The following is a 23,422-nucleotide window of genomic DNA, read 5'->3' as shown; positions in this document are numbered from 1 at the left end:
CCTCACTGGAGTCGTTCGCTATGCCGATTGCGCAACTGATCAGCCCGACCGCACTGGATGCCCGCAAGGCGCAACCGGGGCTGGTGATTCTCGATTGCCGTTTTGCCCTCGAAGACCCGGATTACGGCCAGCGCAGCTACGCCGAGGGGCACATTGCCGGGGCACATTTCGCCGATCTTGAACGCGACCTCAGCGGCCCGGTGATCAAGGGCGTGACCGGTCGCCATCCGCTGCCGGAGCCGGCGGCGCTGATCGAACGCCTGCAAGCGTTCGGCATCAATAACGACAGCGACGTGGTTCTGTATGACGACGGCCCGGGCGCCTATGCGGCGCGGGCCTGGTGGTTGCTGGCGTGGCTGGGCAAGCGCGACGGCGTGTTCATTCTCGATGGCGGGCTCAAGGCCTGGCATGCGACGGGGCTGCCGTTGAGTCTCGATCCACCGTCAGCGGCCCGGGGCAACTTCAGCGGCAAGCCGGACATGCGCCTGCTGCTCAGCGCCGAGCAATTGCAGCAACGCCTCGGCCAGCCGGCCCTGACCCTGCTCGATGCCCGCGCCTTGCCGCGCTTCAAGGGCGAAGTGGAGCCGATCGACCCGATCGCCGGGCACATTCCCGGCGCGCAATGCGCGGCGTTTACCGACAACCTGGGCAGCGACGGGCGTTTCCTGCCGGCCGATCAGCTCAAGCAGCGTTTCGCCGCGAAACTCGGCGGGCGCTCGCCGAACGATCTGGTGGCTTACTGCGGCTCCGGGGTGACGGCGTGTCACAACCTGTTTGCCCTGTGTCTGGCGGGTTATCCATTGGGTTCGCTGTATGCCGGATCGTGGAGCGAGTGGATCAACGAGCCTTCGCGCGGTATCGCCACCGGCGAGTAAACGCTCAGCGATCCAGCCGCGCACTGCGATAGGCCGCCGGCCCCACGCCGTATACCTGTTTGAACTGGCGGCTCAGATGGCTCTGGTCGGCAAATCCCAGCTGCGTGGCGACCTCCACCGGCAGGCAGCCGCTCTGCAACAAACCCCGCGCGCAGGCGATTCGCTGCTGCATGAGCCAGCTGTGCGGCGGCATGCCGGTGGCGCGGCGGAACACCCGGGCGAAGTGGAAGGGCGAGAGGTTCACGGCCGCCGCCAGTTCTTCCAGCGAGGGTGGCGCCGCCAGTTGCGCGTGCAGCAACTCCTTGGCCATCGCCACTGCGCGGTGCTCCTTGCCGGGGTTGCCGCTGATCTGCACCGCCGCGTGACGCTGCAACAGCAACATCATCATTTCCCGCCACACGGTTTGCTGTTGCAACGCGGTGGCGGGGCTTTCGAGCAAGCGGTGCAACTGACAGAAACCGTTGACCAGGTCCGGATCGCGATACAGCGTCGCCCCGAAGGCCGGCATCGGTGCGGTCGGCAGTTCCAGTTCATTCAGCAGCGCGACGATCTGCCCGGTGTCGGGATAAAACGCCCGGTACAGCCAGCCGTCCTCGGTGCCCTTGTGGCCGTTATGCACTTCGTCCGGATTGATCAGCACCAGCGTGCCGCTGCCCGCCAGGTGTTCGGCGCCGCGATAACGGTAGCGCTGGGCGCCGGCCATGATCATGCCGATCACATAACCGTCGTGGACGTGCGGGGCGAAACGATGCTCGATGTAGCGCGCGGTCAACAGCTCGACCCCGGCCAGGGGCGCGGCTTGCCAGAAGCGGATCGACTCGCCCTGATCGCTCATGACCTCATCGCCCCGCGTCGGCCAGCCACTGCGGAATACGTCGTTCCAGGTAATAACCCGGCTGGCGGAGCGTGCCGTCGACGAAGCCGACGTGCCCGCCCTTGCTCTGCAATTCGAACTGCGTCGTGGCCGACAACTCATTGGCCGAAGGCAGGCTGTGGGGAAACACGAACGGGTCGTCCGCTGCCTGAATGATCAGGGTCGGCGTGCGGATCTCGCCGAGAAAATAGCGGCTGGATGCCCGGCGATAGTAATCCTCGGCATCGGCAAAACCGTGCAGTGGCGCGGTCACCCGGCCATCGAAATCCCAGAAGGTGCGCATGTTTTCCAGCGAACCGAGGGCGGCCAGTGCGGCGAGACCATCTTCGCGCCCGTCATGCTGGAACTGACGCTGCTTGTTCTTGATGTAGGCCACCATCTCGCGCATGAAGTGCGCCTGATAGACCTTCGAGAAGCCCTGACCAATGCGGTCGGCACACTGATCGAGGCGAAACGGCACCGACACCGCCACCGCACCGAGCACGCCGCTGGCGCTGCCGGTTTCCCCCAGATGCTTGAGCAGCACATTGCCGCCGAGGGAATAGCCGACCGCATACAACGGCGCCAATGGCCGCTTGGCCTTCAGGTGGCGAATGGTTTCGGCGAGGTCTTCGCTGGCCCCGGAGTGGTAGCTGCGCGGCAGCAGGTTCGGCTCGCCGGAGCAGCCGCGCCAGTTCAGCGCGACACTGGCCCAGCCTTGCGCGGCGAGCGCTGCCTGGATTCCGGCGACGTAGGGGGAGTTGGAAGAACCGGTCAGCCCGTGCAGCACCAGTACCAGTGGCGCTTCAGCGCTGTGCGGGCCATACCAGTCGAGGTCGAGGAAATCGCCGTCGTCCAGCCACAGCCGTTCGCGCTGGCGATCAAGGTGCACGGTTTTACGCCATAGCGGCCCCCACAAGGTTTGCAGGTGTGGATTGCCGAGGCCGAAGGCGGGGATGAACGGTTTTGACGAAGGGGACACGATTGCTCTCGATGCAGCGCAGCGAGCCTCGGCTGAGACTCGCCGCTTTTTCAAGCCGGTCGGTTAACCGGCGATCACTGCCATACGTTGCCACAACGCGTAGTACACCCGCCCGGATTTTTGCTCGCGGTGCAGGCGCCAGTTGCCCGGCAGGCCGAGGGTCGATGGCGCGGTTTCGCTTTCAGTGTAGATCCACGCATCGTCGGCCAGCCATTGGCGCTCTTCGAGCAGCGTGCACACGGCGGGCAGCAGGTTCTGATTGAACGGCGGGTCGAGGAACACCAGGTCGAACGCGGTCGCAGTCTGGGTTTCCAGGTAGCGCAGCGCATCGGCGGTCTGCACGTGACCGTTGGTGCAGCGCAACGTGCCGAGGTGTTCTTTCAGGCTGGACACCGCGACATGGCTGGCATCCAGCGCCTGACCCAGGGCCGCGCCACGGGACAGTGCTTCGAGAAATAGCGCGCCGCTGCCGGCAAACGGGTCGAGCACCTTCGCCCCGGCAACGTAGGGCGCGAGCCAGTTGAACAGGGTTTCACGCACCCGGTCCGGGGTCGGACGCAGACCCGGCGCATCAGGAAAGCTCAGCTTTCGGCTGCGCCATTCGCCGCCGATGATGCGCAACTGGTTCACACCGTTGTGCAGTTTTTGTACAGGTTTCTTTGGACTGGCCATTAATGCTCCGGAACCCCGAGCGGCTGCTCGGCAGGTTTATCAGATGGGGCCGGTAACGGCTTTTGCGGCACGGTCGGGCCAGCGCTGACGATGACCAGTTTATCCGTGCTCAAGTGTTTGTTCAGGACGTCGCGAACCTGCTCGACCGTCAGGCTCTGGGACTGACGCATGAAGTCGTCCAGATAATTCAGCGGCAGGTTGTAGAAACCCATGGCACCGAGCTGACCGACGATATCGGCGTTGCTCGCGGTGGACAGCGGGAAGCTGCCGGCCAGTTCGCGCTTGGCGTCGTCGAGTTCTTTCTGGGTCGGGCCGGTCTTGAGGTAGTCGGCGAGCACGTCCTGCACCAGTTTCAGGGTGCCTTCGCTCATTTCCGCGCGGGTCTGCAGGTTGATCATGAACGGGCCGCGCGCCTGCATCGGGCTGAAGGCCGAATACACGCCGTAGGTCAGGCCGCGCTTCTCGCGCACTTCGCTCATCAAGCGAGTGCCGAAGCCACCGCCACCGAGGATCTGGTTGCCCATCGACAGCGCGGCGTAGTCCGGGTCATCACGGTCGATGCCCAGTTGCGCGATCATCAGGTTGGTCTGCTTCGACGGAAACTCGATGTGGCCGATGCCGGGTTTCGGCTCGGTCGGTTGCTCGACCTTCGCCAGCGCCGGGCCTTTTGGCAGCGCAGCGGACACCTGATTGGCAATCGCCTCGGCTTCGCTGCGGGACAGATCGCCCACCAGCGCGATCACCACGTTGCCGGCTGCATAGGCCTTGGCGTGGAACTCACGCAGTTGCGCCAGCGTGATCTTCGGCACGCTTTGCGCATTGCCGTCGCTGGCGTGGGCGTACGGGTGATCGCCGTACAGGCGCTTCATCAGCTCCAGGCTGGCGAGTTTGCCGGGGTTCTGTTTCTGGTACTCGAAACCGGCGAGCATCTGGTTCTTGATGCGCGCGAAGGAGTCGGCCGGGAAGGTCGGTTTGCCCACCACTTCCGAGAACAGCTTCAGCGCCGGCTCGCGCTTGTCGGCGGCACTCAGGCTGCGCAGCGACGCGATGGCCATGTCCTTGTAGGCGCCGTTGCCGAAATCCGCGCCCAGCCCTTCGAAACCCTGAGCGATGGCGCCGACATCCTTGCCCGCCACGCCTTCGTTGAGCATGGCGTTGGTCAGCAGGGCCAGGCCCGGCGCGTTGCCGTCCTGGCTGCTGCCGGCGGAAAAGATCAGGCGCATGTCGAACATCGGCAGTTCGCGAGCCTCGACGAACAGCACCTTGGCGCCTTCGGCGGTGTTCCAGGTCTGCACGTCGAGCTTGCGGCTGGCCGGGGCCTTGCCGTCGAGTTCGGCCAGCGATTGCAGTTTCTGGCTGGACTTGGCGTTATCCAGCGCTTCGCTGGCCTTGGTGTTGTCGCTTGGAACCAGGTAGAACGCAGCGGAGCCGATGATGGCCACGGCGATCAGGCCGAGCAGCAGGCGTGGGGTTTTGCGCTCACTCATGAGTCGTCTCCAGTGGCAGGACGTGGGCGACGCTGAGACGTTCGCGGGTGAAATACAGCTTGGCGGCGTTCTGGATGTCTTGCGGGGTGACGCTTTCCAGATCGGCCAGTTCGGTGTCCATCAGCTTCCACGACAGACCGACGGTCTCCAGCTGGCCGATGGCGGTGGCCTGGCTGGTGATCGAATCGCGCTCGAAGACCAGGCCGGCGATGACCTGCGCGCGTACGCGCTCCAGTTCTTCGGCGGACGGTGCGGTGGTTTTCAGCTGTTCCAGCAGTTTCCACAGACCGGCTTCAGCCTGGGCCATGGTTTTTTTCTTCTGGGTGTTCGGCGTGGCCGACAGGGTGAACAGGCTGTCACCGCGAGTGTAGGCGTCGTAGCTCGACGAACCGCCGGACACCAGCTCTTCACCGCGCTCCAGTTGAGTCGGGATGCGGCCGCTGTAGCCGCCGTCCAGCAACGCCGAAATCAGTCGCAAGGCGTTGACCGAACGTTTGTCTTCGGCAGTGGCGATGCTCGGGACGTTGAAACCGAGCATCAGGCTCGGCAGTTGGGTCTGCACGTGCAGGGTGATCTGGCGTTCACCGGGCTCGGCCAGTTCCAGCGGTTTTTTCGCCGGCGGCACGTCACGCTTCGGGATCGGCCCGAAGTAGCGCTGAGCAAGGGTCTTCACCTCGTCCGGGGTCACGTCGCCGACCACCACCAGCGTGGCGTTGTTCGGCACGTACCAGGACTGATACCAGTGACGCAGCTCTTCGACCTTCATTCGCTCAAGGTCAGCCATCCAGCCGATGGTCGGCGTGTGATAACCGCTGGCCGGGTAGGCCATGGCCTTGTAACGCTCGAAGGCCTTGGCCATCGGCTTGTCGTCGGTGCGCAGGCGGCGCTCTTCCTTGATGACTTCGATTTCCTTGGCGAACTCGTCGGCCGGCAGGCGCAGGTTGGCCATGCGGTCGGCTTCCAGTTCGAAGGCCACGCCCAGACGGTCGCGGGCCAGGACCTGGTAATAAGCGGTGAAGTCGTCGCTGGTGAAGGCGTTCTCTTCGGCGCCGAGGTCGCGCAGGATCAGCGAGGCTTCCCCGGGGCCGACTTTCTCGCTGCCCTTGAACATCATGTGCTCGAGGGCGTGGGACAGACCGGTCTGGCCCGGGGTTTCGTAGCTGGAACCGACCTTGTACCAGACCTGCGACACCACCACCGGCGCGCGATGGTCTTCGCGCACGACGACCTTCAAACCGTTGTCGAGAGTTAATTCATGGGTCGGTTGCGGATCGGCCGCCAGGGCCGAAAGGGGCAGGCAGACTGTGCTGAGCAGCAGGCCTGCGGCGCGGCGGGCTAGAGCATTCATTCGTTTTTAAACCTGTTGGGCTGCCCGCTTGGTCTTAGCGTCGGCGGGCGAGAGGGTGCTAGGATACTGATCCGTTTTACCGGGGGCCACGCCTATAAGGCCTTTGATTGGCAGGCAGATGATGCTATTTGCGGATTTAATCTCAATTTTGTCCGCTAAACTCTGCTTTTTCCCCGACGATGGCCTATCAGTCCTTCGTGTTGATCAATCTTTTGAGGTGCCGCTTGCGCCTCGACAAAATGTTGCGCGTGAACAAGCTGGGTGAAACACAGTCTGTTCTGCATCGAATATTATTTGCCGGGGCGCCCCTGTGGCGCGTCGCTACCGTGAGATAGCCGTCCTCCATGTTTGGTTCCAACGACGACAAGAAGACCCCAGCTGCGGCTGGCGAGAAGAAAAGCCTGTTCGGATGGCTGCGCAAGAAACCGCAGGAACCCGTCGTCGAACAGCCGACTGTCATTCCTGAGCCGGCCCCTGCGCCCGCTCCCGTAATAGAAGACGCGCCGGCACCGGTTGTGCTGCCGATCGCCGAGCCGGTGCTGCAACCGGTGGCCGAGGCCGAGCCAGAAGCGCCGGCTGCCGCCGAGTTGCCGCTGACCCCGGCCAGCGAACCGTGGCTGACCTTGCCGGTGGCGGAAGAGCCGGTGGCGCTGGTCGAAGAGGCCGCGCCGCACGTTACGCCAACGATTCCCGCGCCGGCTGCGTTCACGCCAGAGCCTGTTCAGGCGCCGGTGGTGGAAGCCGCTCCTGTCATTCCAGAGCCCATGGTTGCTCCCCCGGTTGCCCCGATTGTCGAAGCGCCCGAGCCTGCACCTGCACCTGCACCTGCACCGGTAGCAGCAGTGCCAGTCGTTCCTGTGGAAACCCAGGTCGAAGCCCCGGTCGAGGCCCCGCGCACCGAAGAAACCAAAGCCGGCTTCTTCGCCCGTCTCAAACAGGGCCTGTCCAAGACCAGCGCCAGTATCGGCGAAGGCATGGCCAGCCTGTTCCTCGGCAAGAAAGCCATCGATGACGATCTGCTCGACGATCTCGAAACCCGCCTGCTGACGGCCGACGTTGGCGTCGAGGCGACTTCGGTGATCATCCAGCGGCTGACCCAGAAGGTCGCGCGTAAAGAGCTGGCCGATTCCGACGCCCTGTACAAATCCCTGCAGGCCGAGCTGGCGGCAATGCTCAAACCGGTCGAGCAGCCGCTGAAGATCGCTTCCCAGAACAAGCCGTTCGTGATTCTGGTGGTCGGCGTCAACGGCGCCGGCAAGACCACCACCATCGGCAAACTGGCGAAGAAACTGCAACTGGAAGGCAAGAAAGTCATGCTGGCCGCCGGTGACACCTTCCGTGCCGCGGCTGTCGAGCAATTGCAAGTCTGGGGCGAGCGCAACAAGATTCCGGTGATCGCCCAGCACACTGGCGCGGACTCGGCTTCGGTGATCTTCGACGCCGTGCAGGCCGCCAAGGCCCGTGGCATCGACGTGCTGATCGCCGACACCGCCGGTCGTCTGCACACCAAAGACAACCTGATGGAAGAACTGAAAAAGGTTCGCCGGGTGATCGGCAAGCTCGACGCCGATGCGCCGCACGAAGTGCTGCTGGTACTCGACGCCGGCACCGGCCAGAACGCCATCAACCAGGCCAAGCAATTCAACCAGACCGTCGAACTGACCGGCCTGGCGCTGACCAAGCTCGACGGCACCGCCAAGGGCGGGGTGATTTTCGCCCTGGCCAAGCAATTCGGCCTGCCGATCCGCTACATCGGCGTCGGTGAAGGCATCGACGATCTGCGTACCTTTGAAGCCGAACCCTTTGTCCAGGCACTGTTTGCCGAGCGGGAGCGTTCATGATTCGTTTCGAACAGGTCGGTAAGCGCTACCCGAACGGTCACGTCGGCTTGCATGAGCTGAGCTTTCGAGTCCGTCGCGGCGAGTTCCTGTTTGTCACCGGCCACTCCGGTGCCGGTAAATCCACGTTGTTGCGTCTGCTGCTGGCGATGGAGCGTCCGACCAGTGGCAAGCTGCTGTTGGCCGGGCAGGACCTGAGCACCATCAGCAATGCGCAGATTCCGTTCCTGCGTCGGCAGATCGGCGTGGTGTTTCAGAACCATCAACTGTTGTTCGATCGCACGGTGTTCAATAACGTCGCGCTGCCGTTGCAGATTCTCGGGCTGTCCAAGGTCGAGATCGCCAAGCGCGTCGATTCGGCGCTGGAGCGCGTGGCGCTGTCGGACAAGGCCGAGCTGTATCCGGGCGATCTGTCCACCGGTCAGCAACAGCGCGTTGGCATTGCCCGCGCCATCGTTCACCGTCCGGCTTTGCTGCTGGCGGACGAACCGACCGGTAACCTCGACCCGCGTCTGGCGGCCGAGATCATGGGCGTTTTCGAAGACATCAACCGTCTGGGCACCAGCGTGCTGATCGCCAGTCACGACCTGGCGCTGATCGCGCGCATGCGCCATCGCATGCTGACCCTGCAACGCGGCCGATTGATCGGCGACGGGGAGGCCGGCGTATGAGTGCGACACGTAGTCCGAAGGTTTCCGAGCGCGTGGCCCCGAAGGCCGCCGATCCGCAACCGCCAAAGAAGAAAAAGCACGACGATGACGACGGCCCGGACTTCGCCACGCTGTTCCGTGCCTGGATCGAAAGCCATCGCGCCAGCTGGATCGACAGCCTGCGCCGTCTCGGCAAGCAGCCGATTGGCAGCTTCTTCACCTGCATGGTGATGGCGGTTGCGCTGAGCCTGCCGATGGGCCTTTCGCTGTTGCTGAGCAACGTCGAGCGTCTGGGCGGTTCGTGGCAGCGCGCGGCGCAGATCTCGCTGTACCTGGAGCTCGAGGCCAGTCCCGCTCAGGGCGAAGCGTTGCGTGATCAGATCAAAGTCATGCCGGGCGTAGCTGATGCTGAATATGTCGGTCGCGACCAGGCGCTGGAAGAGTTCCAGCAGCAGTCGGGCCTGGGCGAAGCCCTGCGTGAGCTGCCGGAAAACCCGTTGCCGGGCGTGGTGCTGGTGACGCCGAACGAGGTCGACAAGTCGACCCTGGAAGCATTAAGACAAAAACTTTCCGAGCTGCCCAAGGTACAACAGGCGCAACTTGATCTAGTCTGGGTCGAGCGTCTGGCCGCCATCCTCAAGCTCGGTGACCGTTTCGTGTTCGGTCTGACGGTGTTGCTGGTTTCCGCATTACTTTTGGTGATAGGCAATACCATTCGTCTTCATATTGAAAACCGCCGCACCGAGATAGAAGTGATTAAACTCGTCGGCGGCACCGACAGCTATGTGCGTCGTCCCTTCCTTTATATGGGCGCGTTGTATGGCTTCGGTGCGGGGCTGCTGTCCTGGGGTGTATTGGCGTTCGGCCTGAACTGGCTGAACGATGCGGTGGTCGGGCTGGCCGGCTTGTACGGCAGCGATTTCGCACTGGCCGGCGTGCCAGTTGCCGACGGTCTGTCGCTCTTGCTTGGCGCGGTGCTGTTGGGTTATATCGGTGCATGGATTGCAGTCGCACGTCATCTCAGGGAGCTGGCGCCGAAGTAGAATCTTTTTTGCGCGTGATTGACCTTTCAGTGGTTAAGGAAACTTTCATTTGAGTTTCCGGTCAATTTTTCGCAATGCTGAAAAGCATGAGTATGTAAGTCGGAGGTTTTTCCGTATGTCCAATTCTTTGCAACCTGCGTATGCATTGGTTCCAGGCGCAAACCTGGAAGCCTACGTGCACACCGTCAACAGCATTCCATTGCTGACGCCGGAGCAGGAGCGTGAACTGGCCGAGAGTCTCTACTATGAGCAGGATCTGGGGGCGGCTCGGCAGATGGTGCTCGCCCACCTGCGGTTTGTCGTACACATCGCCCGTAGCTATTCCGGCTACGGTCTGGCTCAGGCTGACCTGATCCAGGAAGGTAACGTCGGCCTGATGAAGGCCGTGAAGCGTTTCAACCCGGAAATGGGCGTGCGTCTGGTGTCCTTCGCGGTGCACTGGATCAAGGCCGAGATTCACGAGTTCATCCTGCGCAACTGGCGGATCGTGAAAGTCGCGACCACCAAGGCCCAGCGCAAGCTGTTCTTCAACCTGCGCAGCCAGAAGAAACGTCTGGCCTGGCTGAACAACGAGGAAGTCCACCGTGTGGCGGAAAGCCTCGGCGTCGAGCCGCGTGAAGTGCGTGAGATGGAAAGTCGCCTGACCGGCCATGACATGGCCTTCGACCCGGCTGCGGAAGCAGACGACGACAGCGCTTTCCAGTCGCCGGCCAACTACCTGGAAGACCACCGGTACGATCCGGCGCGTCAACTGGAAGATGCCGACTGGAGCGACAACTCCAATCACAACCTGCACGAAGCGCTGGAAGTGCTGGACGAACGCAGCCGCGACATCCTCTACCAGCGCTGGCTGGCAGAAGAGAAAGCCACGCTGCACGACCTGGCGCAGAAGTACAACGTGTCGGCCGAGCGGATCCGTCAGCTCGAGAAGAGTGCGATGAACAAGCTCAAGTTGTCGATTGCCGCATAACCGGTAGTCCGGCAATAAAAAACGCCCCGATCAGTGATGATCGGGGCGTTTTTGTTTGCCTGTCGGAAAGTCATTGGGCCCAAGGCGCGCGGCGCGAATCATTGAGCGTCAGCAGGTAGCTGTCGCCACCCAGCTGGCTCATTTGTTGGCGAATCCAGCCGGCTCGGCGCGACACATAAGCGGTCGGATGACTGGCGCTCCAGACCCGGGGATTCGGCAGCACAGCCGCCAGATAACTCGCCTGCTGCCGGGACAGCGACCTGGCGCCTACGCCAAAGTGATGCCTTGCCGCCGCTTCGGCACCAAACACGCCGTCATCCCACTCGACGCTGTTCAGGTACACCTCGAGAATCCGCTGCTTGGGCCAGAACACTTCGATCAGCGCGGTGAACCACGCCTCCAGGCCCTTGCGCAGATAGCTGCGGCCGGACCACAAGAACAGGTTCTTCGACACTTGCTGGCTCAAGGTGCTGGCACCACGGATCGAACCGCCGAGCTCGTTGTGGGCCAGTGCGGCCTTGATCGCACTCAGGTCAAACCCCCAGTGCTCGGGGAATTTCTGGTCTTCGCCGGCAATCACCGCGACCTTCAGGTCATCGGAGATCTCGTCCCAAGGCTTCCAGGTGCGTTGCAGATCGATCGGCTCGCCGTCGACCCAGGATTCGATCTTGCGCTCGACCATCAGCGCCGTGAACGGTGGCGGCACGAAGCGAAACACCAACACCAGCAATACGCTGCCGCCCGCGAACCAGAGCAGGGCCTTCGTGAAACGACGGAGAAATAAACGCAGCATAGAGATGGCTTGGCCGAACCGGTTGAGCGGGCCATTATACAGACCCTGCCGATCGAGTCTGACTGGAGTTCTACATGCTGCGTAGCTTTCTGATGCTGGCTGCCTTTTTTGGTTTCACTGGTGTCGGCCTCGGCGCATTCGCCGCCCATGGCTTGAAAAACCGCCTGACACCCGAATACCTGGCGATCTTCCACACCGGCGTCACCTATCAACTGGTGCATGCACTGGCGCTGTTTGGCGTGGCGCTGCTGGCCACGCAGCTTCAGGGGCGGCTGGTCGCCTGGGCCGGCATCTCGTTCAGCGTCGGCATCCTGTTGTTCTCCGGCAGCCTGTACCTGCTGACCACCCTCGGCATCGGCAAGCTCGGCATCATCACCCCGTTCGGCGGTCTGGCATTCCTGATTGGCTGGCTGTGCCTGGGGCTGGCCGCCTGGCGCCTGTATCCAACCGCTTGACGCTTGGTGCTGACCTTTAGGTCATGATCGGGCTAGAATGCCACCCCCTAAAAAGTGATGGCGGCGTTGCGCATGCGCATTCAGTTGAACGGTGAATCCTTTGAACTGCCCGACGGTGAAACCGTTGCGGCCCTGCTGACCCGTCTGGACCTGACCGGACGCCGGGTGGCGGTCGAACTCAATCTGGATATCGTCCCGCGCAGCCAGCATGCCGACACCACTTTGAACGACGGCGACAACGTCGAAGTGGTGCACGCCATCGGCGGCGGCTGATCGCCAGGCCTGCATGGGCCGAGAATTCTGCAAGACCCTCACCCCAACAGAGGATTCCCCATGAGCATCGTTCGTAGCGACAAGCCTTTCGTTCTGGCCGGTCGTACTTACCAGTCGCGTTTGCTGGTCGGTACCGGCAAGTACCGTGACATGGAAGAAACCCGCCTGGCCATCGAAGCCTCGGGTGCCGAGATCGTCACCTTCGCCGTGCGCCGCACCAACCTGGGCCAGATCGAAGGCGAGCCGAACCTGCTCGAAGTGCTGTCGCCGGATCGCTACACCTTCCTGCCGAACACCGCCGGCTGCTACGACGCAGTCGAAGCCGTGCGCACCTGCCGCCTGGCCCGTGAGCTGCTCGATGGCCACAACCTGGTGAAGCTGGAAGTGCTGGCCGACCAGAAAACCCTGTTTCCCAACGTGATCGAAACCCTCAAGGCCGCCGAAGTGCTGGTCAAGGAAGGCTTCGACGTGATGGTCTACACCAGTGATGACCCGATCATCGCCCGGCAACTGGCGGAAATTGGCTGCATCGCGGTGATGCCGCTGGCCGGTCTGATCGGTTCGGGCCTGGGGATCTGCAACCCGTACAACCTGCAGATCATCCTCGAAGAAGCCAAAATCCCGGTGCTGGTGGATGCCGGTGTCGGCACCGCTTCCGACGCCACCATCTCCATGGAACTGGGCTGTGACGCCGTGCTGATGAACTCGGCCATCGCCCACGCCCAGCAGCCGATCATGATGGCCGAAGCCATGAAACACGCGATCGTCGCGGGCCGCCTGGCCTACCTCGCCGGCCGCATGCCGAAAAAACTCTATGCCAGCGCCTCTTCGCCGCTGGATGGTCTGATCAAGTAAGAGCTATTGATGACTGAATCGAACGACACGCCAATCCAGACGGAAGAAGGCGACGAGCGCCAACACCGCCGCATCAAGAGTTTCGTGATGCGCGCCGGGCGCATGACCGAAGGCCAGCAGCGCGGCCTGGATCAGGGCGCGCCGAAGTTCGTCCTGCCGCTGGCCGATGCGCCGGTGGATTACGACCAGGTGTTCGGCCGTTCCGCGCCGCGTTCGCTGGAGATCGGTTTCGGCATGGGCCACTCGCTGCTGGAAATGGCCGCTGCGGCGCCTGAGCAGGATTTCATTGGTGTCGAGGTTCACCGTCCGGGTGTTGGTGCGCTGCTCAATGGCGTGCTGACTCAGGGGCTGACCAACCTGCGGGTCTACGATTGCGACGCGATCGAAGTGCTCAATCGCTGCATCGCCGACAACAGCCTCGATCGCCTGATGCTGTTTTTCCCGGATCCGTGGCACAAGAGCCGTCACCACAAGCGCCGTATCGTTCAGGCGTCCTTCGCTGAACTGGTGCGCAGCAAGCTGAAGGTTGGCGGCATTCTGCACATGGCCACCGACTGGGAGCCGTACGCCGAATACATGCTGGAAGTGATGAACGTCGCCCCGGGCTATCGCAACCTCGCCGAAGACGGCAAGTGCGTACCCCGCCCGGCCGAACGCCCGATCACCAAGTTCGAACGCCGCGGCGAACGTCTTGGGCATGGCGTGTGGGATCTGAAGTTCGAAAAGCTCGCTTAAGCCTTACGCAGAACCCAATGTGGGAGCGAGCCTGCTCGCGATAACGGTCTGACAGTCAACGATGATGTTGAATGTTAAATCGCTATCGCGAGCAGGCTCGCTCCCACATTTGTTTTGTGTGTACTGAAAATCAGCGGCGGTCGGCCACTACGCCAATCAACACCAGCACCACCAACAACACCGGCGCCAGGCTGTAGTTGTTGAACTGGCTCAAGCCCTTCACCACCCAGGGTGTGGCGTAGATCAGCGCCGCGCCGCTGCCGATCAGACACAGCAGGGCCATCAGCGGCACGCGCAGGGCGCCGGCGATGCTGCCGAGGCGCTGCTCGACCCAGCCCTTGAAGTCAGCGCCGAACAGCACCAGCAGACAGCCCACCAGGGCCAGAGCGATTTCCGAGAGGTTGCTGCGGCTCCAGCGGGACACGGTGGCGAGCAGGTCGAGTATCAAATCCATGCGGTTTCCTTAAGAGCGATCAGCTCAGAAATTTCTGCAGCAAGTCGTTGAGGAACAGTTGTCCGCGCTCGGTGGCCGCCAGACGTGACGGTTCGACCTGCAACAGACCGCTTTGTTCGGCCTCGCGCCGGTGTTCGTCGAGGCTCTCCAGCGGCAGGCCGGTGCGCTCCGGGTACAGGCGTGATTCGACGCCGGCGGTCAGGCGCAGGGCGTTCATCAGGAATTCGAACGGCATCTCGTCGTTGGTCAGGACTTTCTCGCCAGCCTGGAAGCTTTTTGCCGGGTTGAGGTAATCCTTCGGCAAGCGCGTCTTCCAGGTGCGCACGATGCGCCCGTCCGGATGGCTGAGCTTGCCGTGAGCGCCGGCGCCGATGCCGATGAAGTCGCCGAAGCTCCAGTAATTGAGGTTATGCCGCGCCGGGCGACCCGGTTGGGCATACGCCGAAACTTCGTACTGCGCGTAACCGTGCTCGGCCAGCAGCGCCTGCCCGGCCTCTTGAATGTCCCACAGCGTGTCGTCTTCCGGCAGCACCGGCGGCTGGTTCCAGAACACGGTGTTCGGCTCCAGCGTCAACTGATACCAGGAAATGTGCGTCGGTTTCAGCTCGATCGCCTGGCGCAGATCGCTCAGGGCATCGTCCAGCGACTGGTCCGGCAAGCCGTGCATCAAGTCGAGATTGAAGTTATCGAACCCGGCCTGGCGCGCCATGCCGGCAGCGCGTACCGCTTCGTCGCCGTTGTGGATACGGCCGAGGGCCTTGAGCTTTTCCTGCTGGAAGCTCTGGATGCCGATCGACAGGCGATTGATCCCCAGTTTGCGGTAGGCGACGAACTTCTCCTGCTCGAAGGTCCCGGGATTGGCTTCCAGGGTGATTTCGATGTCGTCGGCAAACGGAATGCGCTGTTTCACGCCTTCGAGCAGGCGGCCCAGCGCTTCGGCACTGAACAGGCTCGGCGTGCCGCCGCCAAAAAAGATCGAACTCAACTCACGGCCGTACACCGCGTGCAGATCCTGATCGAGGTCGGCCAGCATCGCGTCGACGTACTCCTGCTCCGGCAGCACCGGGCTGGCGGTGTGGGAGTTGAAGTCGCAATACGGGCATTTGCGCACACACCACGGGATGTGGATGTACAGCGCCAGAGGCGGCAGCGTCGGCAACGGCGCCCGAGGCGAGGAGGCGGCGCCGCCGATAATCAGCGACGACGCACGGGAGCTATCGGTCATTTCAAGCCCAGACGCTGGCGCAGCAGATCCATTGCACGGGCGCGGTGGCTGATCTGGTTCTTGTCGCTCGGGCTCAGTTCGGCGCTGGACACGTTACGCTCCGGCACCCAGAACAGCGGGTCGTAGCCGAAACCGTGCTCGCCACTGGCGGCGGTCAGAATGCGCCCGTGCCACAGACCTTCGCAGAGGATCGGCAGTGGATCGTCGGCGTGACGCACCAGCGCCAGCACGCAAACGAACTGCGCGCCACGCTCGGCTTCAGGCACGTCCTTCAAGGCGTCGAGCAGTTTGGCGTTGTTCGCCGCATCGCCCTTGCCGTCGGCGTAGCGCGCCGAATAGATGCCCGGCGCGCCGCCGAGGAAATCCACCGCCAGGCCCGAATCGTCGGCCAGCGCCGGCAGCCCGGAAATGCGCGCAGCATTGCGGGCCTTGAGGATCGCGTTCTCGACGAACGACAGACCGGTTTCTTCCGGCTCCACGCTGCTGAATTCGCCGATCGAGCGCAGTTGCACCGAGTCGCCGAGCATGGCCTGGAGTTCCTTGAGTTTGCCGGCATTATGGCTGGCCAGTACGAGTCGCTTGAGATTGATCATTGGCCAGGGAAAAGCTCTTGGTTGAAATTGAGGGTGTTGATCTTGTCGCCGGTCTGCACCTTGATTTCAAAAGTGCGGGTTTCCTGCTGTTCCACCGGGTACTGGGCGATGTAGTAGATCGCGCCCTGTTCGGTGATCTGGCGGAAGGTCAGCGGCACGCTCTGGCTGGTCAGGTCCTTGACGGTGCCGGTGACCTGGGCGATCAGCGGTTTGCCGTCCTTGATTACCGAGACATTGATCACACCCTGGTTCTTGCTGCGGATCAGCTCGGCAGCCTTGGCGATGTCCGGCGTCAGGAAGGTCGAGTTGAAGGTGTTGTAATGCACGGTGACATCACCGAACACTTCCTTGCGTTCGCCCTTGATGGCATCGGCGGCCACGGCCGACAGGCTCAGGCAGGCGGCCAATAGCGCGGTAATCAAGCGTCCCATGTTCGTACTCCTCGCAATGTCGTGGTTCAGACCGCGATTCTGTGATCCGCAAGCCCCGGGCTGCTGACGCGGTAGATACCGATCTCACCTAACAGATTAGGCCATAGCTTACTGGCCCACCCGTGGCGGTGCTGTTGATCCACGGCAAGCCGATCAATGACCTTCGCCTCACGTTCGCGACAAAGTTCTTCAAAGTCTTCGAAGGTGCAGAAGTGGATGTTCGGCGTGTTGTACCAGGTGTACGGCAGGAATTCCGACACCGGCATCCGGCCCTTGCTCGCCAGGTACCAGCGGCAGCGCCAGTGACCGAAATTCGGGAAGGTGATGATGCACTGGCGGCCGACCCGCAGCATTTCGTCGAGGATCTTGTCCGGGTAGTGCACGGCTTGCAGGGCCTGGGTCATCACCACGATATCGAAGCTGTTGCTGGCGAAGTTGCCCAAGCCCTTGTCCAGGTCCTGCTCGATGACGTTGATGCCCTTGGCCACGCACTCGGCGATGTTGTCCGGGTCGTTTTCCAGGCCATAGCCGGTGACCTGCTTGTGGTCGCGCAGCCAGGTCAGCAACTCGCCGTCACCGCAGCCGAGGTCGAGCACGCGGCTGCCGGCGGGGATCCATTCCTGGATGATTTCCAGATCAGCTCTCATGGCTTTCTCACAACGTAATGCGGTTCATGTAATTGCCGAACGCCTGCAAATAACGCGGGATCGGAATCAGGAAGGCGTCGTGGCCCTGGGGTGCGTCGATTTCCAGGTAGCTGACGTCCTTGCGCGCGGCCATCAGCGCGTCCACCAGTTCCCGCGAACGGGCCGGGGAGAAGCGCCAGTCGGTGGTGAACGACATCACGCAGAACCTGGCTTTTGCACCTTCGAAGGTTTTCGCCAGGTTATCGTTGAAGTTCGCTGCCGGATCGAAGTAGTCCAGCGCCTTGGTCATCAACAGATAGGTGTTGGCATCGAAGCGCCCGGAGAACTCTTCGCCCTGATAGCGCAGGTAGCTTTCGACCTGGAACTCGACGCTGTGGAAGTCGTAGTTGAGCTTTTCGCTCTTCAGGCCACGGCCGAATTTCTCGCCCATGGAGTCGTCGGACAGATACGTGATGTGTCCGACCATCCGCGCCAGCATCAGGCCGCGCTTGGGGATTACGCCGTGTTCCTGGAACGAGCCGCCGTGGAATTCCGGGTCAGTGAGGATCGCCTGGCGCGCCACTTCGTTGAAGGCGATGTTCTGCGCCGACAGCTTGGGGGCCGAGGCGATGGCCAGGCAGTGGCGCACGCGATCCGGATACGTGATGGTCCATTGCAGCGCCTGCATACCGCCGAGGCTGCCACCGATCACCGCGGCCCATTGGCCGATGCCAAGCAGGTCGGCCAGACGTGCCTGGCTGTGTACCCAGTCTTCCACGGTCAGCACCGGGAAGTCGGCGCCGAACGGCTTGCCGGTTTCCGGATTGAGGCTGCTCGGGCCGGTGGAGCCGTTGCAACCGCCGAGGTTGTTCAGGCTGACCACGAAGAACTTGTTGGTGTCGATCGGTTTGCCGGGACCGATGCAGCTGTCCCACCAACCGGGCTTGCGGTCGTCGACGCTGTGGTAGCCAGCGGCGTGGTGGTGGCCGGACAAGGCGTGGCAGATCAGCACGGCGTTGCTCGCTTGCGCGTTCAGCGTGCCGTAGGTTTCGTAGATCAGGTCATAATCGGCCAGCGAACGGCCGCAGGCCAGGGCCAACGGTTCGCTGAAGTGCGCCGTTTGCGGCGTCACCAGACCAACAGAATCGGGGGGAAAGGCAGCTGGCATCGACCCTGCTCTCGTTGAAATGAGGCGTAAGTCTAAAGACCGGTGGGGTTAGCGGCAAGCAACGATCAGGGGCGGCAGAGCCCCGGCAGATCCGGCAGCTTTTTCGGTGCGCTGACGCGCACTCGCTTCTGCCGGTTCAGCTCGCCGCTGAGCAAACTGACCTGACTCTTGGAAACCCCAAAAGCCTTGGCCAGAAACCCCATCAGATACGCATTGGCCTTGCCCTCGACCGGCGGCGCCGTCAGGCGGATCTTCAGGCGATCGCCGTGCAGCCCGCAGAAGTCATCGCTGCGGGCGGCCGGTTGCAGGTGACACTCCAGAATCAGGTCGTCACCGTCCCAGCGAAACCAGCTCACATCAGCAGGCGCAGGATTTCCGGCATCATCGTCATCGCCGCGAGGTTGTTGATCACCAGCATGTCGATCAGCTTCAGCACGAGGAAGGCGAAGATCGGCGACAGGTCGAGACCGCCGAGGTTCGGCAGGATGCGGCGGAACGGCGCCAGGGCCGGCTCACAGATCTGGTTCACCAGCTCGGCGCCCGGATTGTGGCTGCCCGGTGCGACCCAGGACAGGATGATGCTGATGATCATGGCCCAGAAGAAAATCTTCAGGAACAGCGCCGTCACGCCGATCAGCGACCAGATCAGCAGTTGCAGCGGGTTGCCGGTGGTGCCGTAGGTCAGCAGCAGGGTCAGCGCCATCAGCGCCAGTTGCACGAGGATCGCCAGCACCAGCGACGACATGTCGAGGCCGAACAGGCTCGGGATGATCCGGCGTAGTGGCTTGAGCAGCGGCTGGGTGGCCTTGACCACGAACTGGCACAGCGGGTTGTAGAAGTTCGCCCGCACCAGTTGCAGGACGAAGCGCAGCAGCACGATCAGCAGGTACAGGCTGCCGAGGGTTTGCAGCACGTAGACCGCTGCGGTGTTCAATCCAATCATGTGAGGCTCCTTATTTGCCCAGTTGTTCGGCCATTTCGGCCGAGCGGTGCGCGGCGGCGCCGAGTGCTTTTTCCACCAGGGCTTCGAAGCCGCCGGCCTGGAACGATTTGATCGCAGCTTCCGTGGTGCCGGCCGGCGAGGTCACGCGGCGGCGCAGTTCGGCAGCGTCGACGTCACTGGACACCGCCATATGCGCGGCGCCGAGAGCGGTCTGCAGGGTCAGTTGCTCGGCGGTTTCCTTCGGCAGGCCGAGTTTGACGCCGGCGGCGGTCATGGCTTCGATCAGCAGAAAGAAGTACGCCGGGCCGGAACCGGAGACGGCGGTGACGGCGTCCAGTTGCTGCTCTTCGTTCAGCCACAGGGCGATGCCCACGGCGGACAGCAGTTCTTCAGCCTGTTGGCGTTGTTCGGCGCTCACGGCGCCGGTGGCGTACAGGCCGCTCACGCCCTGACGCAGCAGCGCCGGGGTGTTGGGCATGCAACGCACGATCGGCTGCTCGCCCAGCCAGGCCGTCATGCTGGCGCAGGTGATGCCGGCGGCGATCGAGACCACCAGTTGATTCGGTTTCAGGCTCGGGCGAATCGCTTCGCACACGGCTTTCATGGCCTGTGGCTTGACCGCCAGCACGACAACGTCAGCGCCGTCGATGGCCTGGGCGTTGTCGGCGAAGGTTTCGATGCCGTGTTCGGCGCTGACTTTGGCGCGGGTTTCTTCGCCCGGATCGCTGGCGCGAATGTGTGCAGCTTCCAGACCCTTGGCCCGCAGGCCGCCGATCAGGCTGGCGGCCATGTTGCCGGCACCGATAAAGGCAATACGTGTGTTGCTCATGTCAGGTCCTTATCTGGAAATGGTCAAGATTGGGAATAGTCGCGGGCGCCGAACAGGGCCGTACCGATACGGACCCAGGTCGCGCCCTGGGCAATGGCCGACTCGAGGTCGTGGCTCATGCCCATGGAAAGTGTGTCGAGCGGCAGATCGAGGCCGGCCTGCAATCTCTGAACGGCAGCGAATGCAGCGTCTTGCTCGGCGCGATCTTCGGTCGGCTCGGGAATCGCCATCAACCCGCGCAGTTTCAGGCGCGGCAGGGCGCTGATGGCCTGAGCCAGGGCCGGCAGGTCTTGCGGGGTGCAGCCGGACTTGCTGGCTTCACCGCTGACGTTGACCTGAATGCAGATGTTCAGTGGCGGCAGATCCGCCGGGCGTTGCTCGGACAGGCGTTGGGCGATTTTCAGACGATCCACGGAGTGCACCCAGGCGAAATGCTCGGCGATCGAGCGGGTCTTGTTCGACTGAATGGGGCCGATGAAGTGCCAGATCAAGGGCAGGTCGGCCAGTTCGAGCTGCTTGCCCAAGGCCTCTTGCAGGTAGTTCTCGCCGAAGTCGCGCAGACCGGCGGCGTACGCTTCGCGCAGGGCTTGTGCCGGTTTGGTCTTGCTCACGGCCAGCAGCTGGACGCTGTTTTCATCGCGTCCGGCCGCTTTGACGGCTGCTTGAATACGCGAACTAACCAGTTGGATGTTGTCTGCTATCGTGGACATCAAATCCTGCCTGAAAAGTGCCTGCACTCGATCATGCGGCGTTAAAAGTCGCCTCAGAATGCTCATTGACTGACGTCAACTCCGCTTCTTCGCCGACTTTTGCCTTGCCTGATCATCGTTCGGCTACTTTTCAGGCAGGATTTGGCGCCAGCGGTCTGAAGGTTCGCGGCATTCTACTGGAATTGAGGGACGCTATGGATATCACTGAACTGCTGGCCTTCAGCGCCAAACAGGGCGCTTCCGACCTGCACCTGTCGGCCGGTCTGCCGCCGATGATCCGCGTGGATGGCGATGTGCGGCGGATCAATCTGCCGGCGCTGGATCACAAGCAGGTGCACGAGCTGATCTACGACATCATGAACGACACCCAGCGGGTGGACTTCGAGAAACATCTGGAAACCGACTTTTCCTTCGAAGTCCCCGATGTGGCGCGCTTTCGGGTCAATGCCTTCAACCAGAACCGTGGCGCTGGCGCAGTGTTCCGGACCATCCCGTCAAAAGTGCTGAGCATGGAAGACCTGGCCATGGGCGACGTCTTTCGCAAGATCACCGATGCGCCGCGCGGGCTGGTGCTGGTGACCGGACCGACCGGCTCCGGCAAGTCCACGACACTGGCGGCGATGATCGATTACCTCAACACCCATCGTCATCACCACATCCTGACCATTGAAGATCCGATCGAATTTGTCCACGAATCGCGTAAATGCCTGATCAATCAGCGCGAAGTCCATCGTGATACCCGCAGTTTCGCCACCGCATTGCGCTCAGCGCTGCGCGAAGACCCGGATGTGATCCTGGTGGGCGAGATGCGCGATCTGGAAACCATCCGCCTGGCGCTGACCGCCGCCGAGACCGGGCACCTGGTGTTCGGCACCTTGCACACCACGTCGGCAGCCAAGACCATCGACCGGGTGGTGGACGTGTTCCCCGGGGACGAAAAATCCATGGTGCGCTCGATGCTCTCGGAGTCGTTGCTGGCGGTGGTGTCGCAGACGCTGATCAAGAAGATCGGCGGCGGTCGGGTGGCGGCGCACGAGATCATGCTGGGTACGTCGGCGATCCGTAACCTGATCCGCGAGGACAAGGTGGCGCAGATGTATTCGGCGATACAGACCGGTGGCTCGCTGGGAATGCAGACACTCGACATGTGCCTGAAGGATCTGGTGACCAAGGGCTTGATCAGTCGTGAACATGCGCGGGAGAAAGCGCGCACGCCAGATAACTTCTAGGCAAAAAAAACGCAGCCCGTGGGCTGCGTTTTTTTGTACCTGAACAATCAGCGCTGAACGACGCGCATCTGCCCCTGTTCCTTCGGCAATACGCGCTTGGCCACCACGTAATGCTTTTCCCAGTACGGCTTGTTCAGTGTGTCGATGCTCACCGCTTTGCCGCGCCGTGGTGCATGGATGAAACGGTCGTTGCCCAGGTAGATGGCAACGTGATTGACCCGACGGCTCTTGATGTTGAAGAAAATCAGGTCGCCCGGCTTCAGGTCCTTGCGTTCGACTTTCTCGCCGTGACCGCTGGCCATGGCGTTCGAGGTGCGTGGCAGGTCGAACGTGGCGTCGTTGAACGCGTATTTCACCAGACCGCTGCAGTCGAAGCCTTTACTCGGGCTGCTGCCGCCCCAACGGTAGGGTGTACCGAGGACGTTTACCGCGCGACTGAGGACGTTGCTGCTTTCCTTGGTCGCCATCGGTGGCACCAGCTTGCTGCGGCCGGTGCTGCTCAGCGTGGTGTGCTTGACCTGTTTGCCTTTGTTCGAAGGAGCAGAGGCATGGGATTTAGGGGTGAAACCGTTAACGTTGGGAAGACGTTGCTCACGATTGGTGGCGTGGGCGGCCAGTGGCATTAATAGGCAAATAGTTAGCCATGTCTTGAAAAATGGACGCATTAGGCAGGGCTCTTGATGTGTTAGCGCGCAACTTTATAACAGCTTTTTTGTCACTTCCGAGGCCGTTGGTCGATTCAATCCGATGCCAACGGAACCAAATAAGCGGCAAAAAGACGCAATTGTCGGACAGAAGTCCGGTGCTATAAGGCTTTGACGGGACACACGGTAGCATTTGCCATACGTCGGCTACCTGTAAAAAAGTCACAAAGAATTAAAGAATATTTATCTATCGCGTGTATCGAGGTCTTAATGAACGGCTATCAGCTGCCCCGTGTGAAGGAAAAAGACACCCACAGCAAAGTGATCGGTTACCTGTTGTGGATTTTCGGTTTCACAGGCTCCCACCGCTTCTATTACGGCAAGCCGGTGACCGGCACGATCTGGTTTTTCACTTTCGGGTTGCTGGGGATCGGCTGGCTGATCGACGTGTTCCTGATCCCGGCGATGGATCGCGAAGCTGACCTGCGTTTCGCCGCGGGCCCGATCGAGTACAACGTGGCGTGGATTCTGCTGACCTTCCTCGGCGCGCTCGGCGTGCACCGGATGTATCAGGGCAAGTGGATCAGCGGGTTGGTGTATCTGCTGACCGGCGGGTTGTTCTTTCTTGGGGTGCTGTATGACTTCTGGACGCTGAACGATCAGGTGTCGGTGCGTAATGCCGAAGGGCGCGGTGCCTTTCAGTAAGTGATGGCGAGGGAGCTGGCTCCCTCGCCATTTTTT

Annotated in this window: 28 protein-coding genes; 11 read left to right on the top strand and 17 right to left on the bottom strand. The window is 62.1% G+C overall.

The genetic code is table 11. The annotated features are described in order from the left end of the window. Positions 1-20 precede the first annotated feature (20 nt). The gene (locus L6D74_RS01240) at positions 21-875 is read left to right on the top strand and encodes a sulfurtransferase (RefSeq protein WP_236187508.1); all 855 of its coding nucleotides are present in this window, start codon (positions 21-23) and stop codon (positions 873-875) included. 4 nt (positions 876-879) lie between these two features. On the opposite strand, the gene L6D74_RS01235 is transcribed toward L6D74_RS01240, so the two are convergent. From L6D74_RS01235 to L6D74_RS01215, 5 genes are all read right to left on the bottom strand, one after another. After that, positions 880-1,710, bottom strand: a complete 831-nt coding sequence (locus tag L6D74_RS01235; protein WP_085611989.1) for an AraC family transcriptional regulator — start codon at positions 1,708-1,710, stop codon at positions 880-882. Between the two features lie 4 nt (positions 1,711-1,714). Further along, positions 1,715-2,710 carry a hydrolase gene (locus L6D74_RS01230; RefSeq protein ID WP_236187507.1) on the bottom strand — a complete coding sequence of 332 codons (996 nt, stop codon included), beginning with the start codon at positions 2,708-2,710 and terminating at the stop codon, positions 1,715-1,717. Positions 2,711-2,773: 63 nt separating this feature from the next. Next, entirely contained in the window at positions 2,774-3,382 is a 609-nt protein-coding gene (gene rsmD / locus L6D74_RS01225; protein ID WP_085646981.1) for a 16S rRNA (guanine(966)-N(2))-methyltransferase RsmD, read from the bottom strand. Further along, positions 3,382-4,869 carry a M16 family metallopeptidase gene (locus L6D74_RS01220; protein ID WP_064600103.1) on the bottom strand — a complete coding sequence of 496 codons (1,488 nt, stop codon included), beginning with the start codon at positions 4,867-4,869 and terminating at the stop codon, positions 3,382-3,384. The genes rsmD and L6D74_RS01220 overlap by 1 nt, the downstream gene beginning before the upstream one ends. Beyond that, a complete protein-coding gene (locus tag L6D74_RS01215) occupies positions 4,862-6,217 on the bottom strand; it encodes a M16 family metallopeptidase (protein ID WP_236187506.1) in 1,356 nt (451 codons plus the stop codon). The genes L6D74_RS01220 and L6D74_RS01215 overlap by 8 nt, the downstream gene beginning before the upstream one ends. Before the next feature lie 344 nt (positions 6,218-6,561). On the opposite strand from L6D74_RS01215, the gene ftsY reads away from it, so the two are divergent. From ftsY to rpoH, 4 genes are all read left to right on the top strand, one after another. Beyond that, entirely contained in the window at positions 6,562-8,058 is a 1,497-nt protein-coding gene (ftsY, locus tag L6D74_RS01210) for a signal recognition particle-docking protein FtsY (protein WP_236187505.1), read from the top strand. Next, on the top strand, positions 8,055-8,726 hold the full coding sequence (ftsE, locus tag L6D74_RS01205) for a cell division ATP-binding protein FtsE (RefSeq protein WP_007953396.1): 672 nt from the start codon (positions 8,055-8,057) through the stop codon (positions 8,724-8,726). Before ftsY ends, ftsE begins: the two co-directional genes overlap by 4 nt. Continuing rightward, complete coding sequence (gene ftsX, locus L6D74_RS01200) at positions 8,723-9,748, top strand: permease-like cell division protein FtsX (RefSeq protein ID WP_085646978.1); 1,026 nt, start codon at positions 8,723-8,725, stop codon at positions 9,746-9,748. Before ftsE ends, ftsX begins: the two co-directional genes overlap by 4 nt. Positions 9,749-9,863: 115 nt before the next feature. Then, positions 9,864-10,718 carry an RNA polymerase sigma factor RpoH gene (rpoH, locus tag L6D74_RS01195; RefSeq protein ID WP_007953393.1) on the top strand — a complete coding sequence of 285 codons (855 nt, stop codon included), beginning with the start codon at positions 9,864-9,866 and terminating at the stop codon, positions 10,716-10,718. Between the two features lie 70 nt (positions 10,719-10,788). On the opposite strand, the gene mtgA is transcribed toward rpoH, so the two are convergent. After that, a complete protein-coding gene (gene mtgA, locus L6D74_RS01190) occupies positions 10,789-11,511 on the bottom strand; it encodes a monofunctional biosynthetic peptidoglycan transglycosylase (RefSeq protein ID WP_085611980.1) in 723 nt (240 codons plus the stop codon). Positions 11,512-11,585: 74 nt separating this feature from the next. On the opposite strand from mtgA, the gene L6D74_RS01185 reads away from it, so the two are divergent. From L6D74_RS01185 to trmB, 4 genes are all read left to right on the top strand, one after another. Then, positions 11,586-11,966, top strand: coding sequence for a DUF423 domain-containing protein (locus L6D74_RS01185; protein WP_064600093.1), 381 nt, complete (start codon positions 11,586-11,588; stop codon positions 11,964-11,966). A 72-nt stretch (positions 11,967-12,038) separates the two neighbouring features. Beyond that, positions 12,039-12,239 (top strand): sulfur carrier protein ThiS, encoded by a 201-nt coding sequence (gene thiS, locus L6D74_RS01180; protein ID WP_007953386.1) that lies wholly within the window; start codon positions 12,039-12,041, stop codon positions 12,237-12,239. A 60-nt stretch (positions 12,240-12,299) separates the two neighbouring features. Further along, a complete protein-coding gene (locus L6D74_RS01175) occupies positions 12,300-13,094 on the top strand; it encodes a thiazole synthase (RefSeq protein WP_007953385.1) in 795 nt (264 codons plus the stop codon). A gap of 9 nt (positions 13,095-13,103) precedes the next feature. After that, positions 13,104-13,829 (top strand): tRNA (guanosine(46)-N7)-methyltransferase TrmB, encoded by a 726-nt coding sequence (gene trmB, locus L6D74_RS01170; RefSeq protein ID WP_085646976.1) that lies wholly within the window; start codon positions 13,104-13,106, stop codon positions 13,827-13,829. Positions 13,830-13,959: 130 nt separating this feature from the next. Here trmB and L6D74_RS01165 read toward each other — a convergent pair whose 3' ends face one another. The 10 genes from L6D74_RS01165 to L6D74_RS01120 all read right to left on the bottom strand — a co-directional run bounded on the left by L6D74_RS01165 (position 13,960) and on the right by L6D74_RS01120 (position 20,808). Continuing rightward, positions 13,960-14,283, bottom strand: a complete 324-nt coding sequence (locus L6D74_RS01165; RefSeq protein ID WP_074690154.1) for a DUF3392 domain-containing protein — start codon at positions 14,281-14,283, stop codon at positions 13,960-13,962. Positions 14,284-14,302: 19 nt separating this feature from the next. Beyond that, entirely contained in the window at positions 14,303-15,508 is a 1,206-nt protein-coding gene (hemW, locus tag L6D74_RS01160; RefSeq protein ID WP_236187504.1) for a radical SAM family heme chaperone HemW, read from the bottom strand. Then, positions 15,505-16,101 carry an RdgB/HAM1 family non-canonical purine NTP pyrophosphatase gene (gene rdgB / locus L6D74_RS01155; protein ID WP_236187503.1) on the bottom strand — a complete coding sequence of 199 codons (597 nt, stop codon included), beginning with the start codon at positions 16,099-16,101 and terminating at the stop codon, positions 15,505-15,507. The genes hemW and rdgB overlap by 4 nt, the downstream gene beginning before the upstream one ends. After that, positions 16,098-16,532: a DUF4426 domain-containing protein gene (locus L6D74_RS01150; RefSeq protein ID WP_011336378.1), complete on the bottom strand. Its 435-nt coding sequence runs from the start codon at positions 16,530-16,532 to the stop codon at positions 16,098-16,100. The genes rdgB and L6D74_RS01150 overlap by 4 nt, the downstream gene beginning before the upstream one ends. Positions 16,533-16,558: 26 nt before the next feature. Beyond that, positions 16,559-17,179, bottom strand: a complete 621-nt coding sequence (metW, locus tag L6D74_RS01145) for a methionine biosynthesis protein MetW (RefSeq protein ID WP_011336377.1) — start codon at positions 17,177-17,179, stop codon at positions 16,559-16,561. A 7-nt stretch (positions 17,180-17,186) separates the two neighbouring features. Next, positions 17,187-18,326 (bottom strand): homoserine O-succinyltransferase MetX, encoded by a 1,140-nt coding sequence (gene metX / locus L6D74_RS01140; protein ID WP_039767930.1) that lies wholly within the window; start codon positions 18,324-18,326, stop codon positions 17,187-17,189. A 65-nt stretch (positions 18,327-18,391) separates the two neighbouring features. Continuing rightward, entirely contained in the window at positions 18,392-18,682 is a 291-nt protein-coding gene (locus L6D74_RS01135; RefSeq protein ID WP_085646973.1) for a DUF167 domain-containing protein, read from the bottom strand. Beyond that, positions 18,679-19,269, bottom strand: a complete 591-nt coding sequence (locus L6D74_RS01130) for a YggT family protein (RefSeq protein WP_011336374.1) — start codon at positions 19,267-19,269, stop codon at positions 18,679-18,681. Before L6D74_RS01130 ends, L6D74_RS01135 begins: the two co-directional genes overlap by 4 nt. 10 nt (positions 19,270-19,279) lie before the next feature. Further along, on the bottom strand, positions 19,280-20,098 hold the full coding sequence (proC, locus tag L6D74_RS01125) for a pyrroline-5-carboxylate reductase (RefSeq protein ID WP_064600085.1): 819 nt from the start codon (positions 20,096-20,098) through the stop codon (positions 19,280-19,282). 23 nt (positions 20,099-20,121) lie between these two features. Beyond that, on the bottom strand, positions 20,122-20,808 hold the full coding sequence (locus L6D74_RS01120) for a YggS family pyridoxal phosphate-dependent enzyme (RefSeq protein WP_064600083.1): 687 nt from the start codon (positions 20,806-20,808) through the stop codon (positions 20,122-20,124). A gap of 194 nt (positions 20,809-21,002) precedes the next feature. On the opposite strand from L6D74_RS01120, the gene L6D74_RS01115 reads away from it, so the two are divergent. Next, complete coding sequence (locus tag L6D74_RS01115) at positions 21,003-22,037, top strand: type IV pilus twitching motility protein PilT (RefSeq protein ID WP_236187502.1); 1,035 nt, start codon at positions 21,003-21,005, stop codon at positions 22,035-22,037. 47 nt (positions 22,038-22,084) lie between these two features. On the opposite strand, the gene L6D74_RS01110 is transcribed toward L6D74_RS01115, so the two are convergent. Beyond that, a complete protein-coding gene (locus tag L6D74_RS01110; protein ID WP_039767935.1) occupies positions 22,085-22,702 on the bottom strand; it encodes a C40 family peptidase in 618 nt (205 codons plus the stop codon). A gap of 249 nt (positions 22,703-22,951) precedes the next feature. Between L6D74_RS01110 and L6D74_RS01105 the strand changes: the two genes are divergently transcribed. Next, entirely contained in the window at positions 22,952-23,386 is a 435-nt protein-coding gene (locus L6D74_RS01105) for an NINE protein (protein WP_064600078.1), read from the top strand. The last annotated feature ends 36 nt before the right edge of the window (positions 23,387-23,422 follow it).

The organism is Pseudomonas pharyngis, from assembly GCF_021602345.1.
Taxonomy (GTDB): Bacteria; Pseudomonadota; Gammaproteobacteria; order Pseudomonadales; family Pseudomonadaceae; genus Aquipseudomonas; species Aquipseudomonas pharyngis.
The sequence above is the reverse complement of the archived record's forward strand: the minus strand, read 5'-3'. Positions and strand labels throughout refer to the sequence as shown.

What these genes read in the sequence shown, in the direction of transcription:
- rpoH (WP_007953393.1), top strand. Translation starts at nt 9,864, where the DNA reads ATGTCCAATTCTTTGCAACCTGCGTATGCATTGGTTCCAGGCGCAAAC.
- rsmD (WP_085646981.1), bottom strand. Translation starts at nt 3,382, where the DNA reads ATGGCCAGTCCAAAGAAACCTGTACAAAAACTGCACAACGGTGTGAAC.
- L6D74_RS01120 (WP_064600083.1), bottom strand. Translation starts at nt 20,808, where the DNA reads ATGTCCACGATAGCAGACAACATCCAACTGGTTAGTTCGCGTATTCAA.
- L6D74_RS01215 (WP_236187506.1), bottom strand. Translation starts at nt 6,217, where the DNA reads ATGAATGCTCTAGCCCGCCGCGCCGCAGGCCTGCTGCTCAGCACAGTC.
- L6D74_RS01115 (WP_236187502.1), top strand. Translation starts at nt 21,003, where the DNA reads ATGGATATCACTGAACTGCTGGCCTTCAGCGCCAAACAGGGCGCTTCC.
- mtgA (WP_085611980.1), bottom strand. Translation starts at nt 11,511, where the DNA reads ATGCTGCGTTTATTTCTCCGTCGTTTCACGAAGGCCCTGCTCTGGTTC.
- rdgB (WP_236187503.1), bottom strand. Translation starts at nt 16,101, where the DNA reads ATGATCAATCTCAAGCGACTCGTACTGGCCAGCCATAATGCCGGCAAA.
- metX (WP_039767930.1), bottom strand. Translation starts at nt 18,326, where the DNA reads ATGCCAGCTGCCTTTCCCCCCGATTCTGTTGGTCTGGTGACGCCGCAA.
- hemW (WP_236187504.1), bottom strand. Translation starts at nt 15,508, where the DNA reads ATGACCGATAGCTCCCGTGCGTCGTCGCTGATTATCGGCGGCGCCGCC.
- ftsE (WP_007953396.1), top strand. Translation starts at nt 8,055, where the DNA reads ATGATTCGTTTCGAACAGGTCGGTAAGCGCTACCCGAACGGTCACGTC.
- trmB (WP_085646976.1), top strand. Translation starts at nt 13,104, where the DNA reads ATGACTGAATCGAACGACACGCCAATCCAGACGGAAGAAGGCGACGAG.
- L6D74_RS01240 (WP_236187508.1), top strand. Translation starts at nt 21, where the DNA reads ATGCCGATTGCGCAACTGATCAGCCCGACCGCACTGGATGCCCGCAAG.
- thiS (WP_007953386.1), top strand. Translation starts at nt 12,039, where the DNA reads ATGCGCATTCAGTTGAACGGTGAATCCTTTGAACTGCCCGACGGTGAA.
- metW (WP_011336377.1), bottom strand. Translation starts at nt 17,179, where the DNA reads ATGAGAGCTGATCTGGAAATCATCCAGGAATGGATCCCCGCCGGCAGC.
- L6D74_RS01165 (WP_074690154.1), bottom strand. Translation starts at nt 14,283, where the DNA reads ATGGATTTGATACTCGACCTGCTCGCCACCGTGTCCCGCTGGAGCCGC.
- L6D74_RS01235 (WP_085611989.1), bottom strand. Translation starts at nt 1,710, where the DNA reads ATGAGCGATCAGGGCGAGTCGATCCGCTTCTGGCAAGCCGCGCCCCTG.
- L6D74_RS01175 (WP_007953385.1), top strand. Translation starts at nt 12,300, where the DNA reads ATGAGCATCGTTCGTAGCGACAAGCCTTTCGTTCTGGCCGGTCGTACT.
- L6D74_RS01220 (WP_064600103.1), bottom strand. Translation starts at nt 4,869, where the DNA reads ATGAGTGAGCGCAAAACCCCACGCCTGCTGCTCGGCCTGATCGCCGTG.
- L6D74_RS01105 (WP_064600078.1), top strand. Translation starts at nt 22,952, where the DNA reads ATGAACGGCTATCAGCTGCCCCGTGTGAAGGAAAAAGACACCCACAGC.
- L6D74_RS01150 (WP_011336378.1), bottom strand. Translation starts at nt 16,532, where the DNA reads ATGGGACGCTTGATTACCGCGCTATTGGCCGCCTGCCTGAGCCTGTCG.
- L6D74_RS01130 (WP_011336374.1), bottom strand. Translation starts at nt 19,269, where the DNA reads ATGATTGGATTGAACACCGCAGCGGTCTACGTGCTGCAAACCCTCGGC.
- ftsX (WP_085646978.1), top strand. Translation starts at nt 8,723, where the DNA reads ATGAGTGCGACACGTAGTCCGAAGGTTTCCGAGCGCGTGGCCCCGAAG.
- L6D74_RS01185 (WP_064600093.1), top strand. Translation starts at nt 11,586, where the DNA reads ATGCTGCGTAGCTTTCTGATGCTGGCTGCCTTTTTTGGTTTCACTGGT.
- L6D74_RS01110 (WP_039767935.1), bottom strand. Translation starts at nt 22,702, where the DNA reads ATGCGTCCATTTTTCAAGACATGGCTAACTATTTGCCTATTAATGCCA.
- ftsY (WP_236187505.1), top strand. Translation starts at nt 6,562, where the DNA reads ATGTTTGGTTCCAACGACGACAAGAAGACCCCAGCTGCGGCTGGCGAG.
- proC (WP_064600085.1), bottom strand. Translation starts at nt 20,098, where the DNA reads ATGAGCAACACACGTATTGCCTTTATCGGTGCCGGCAACATGGCCGCC.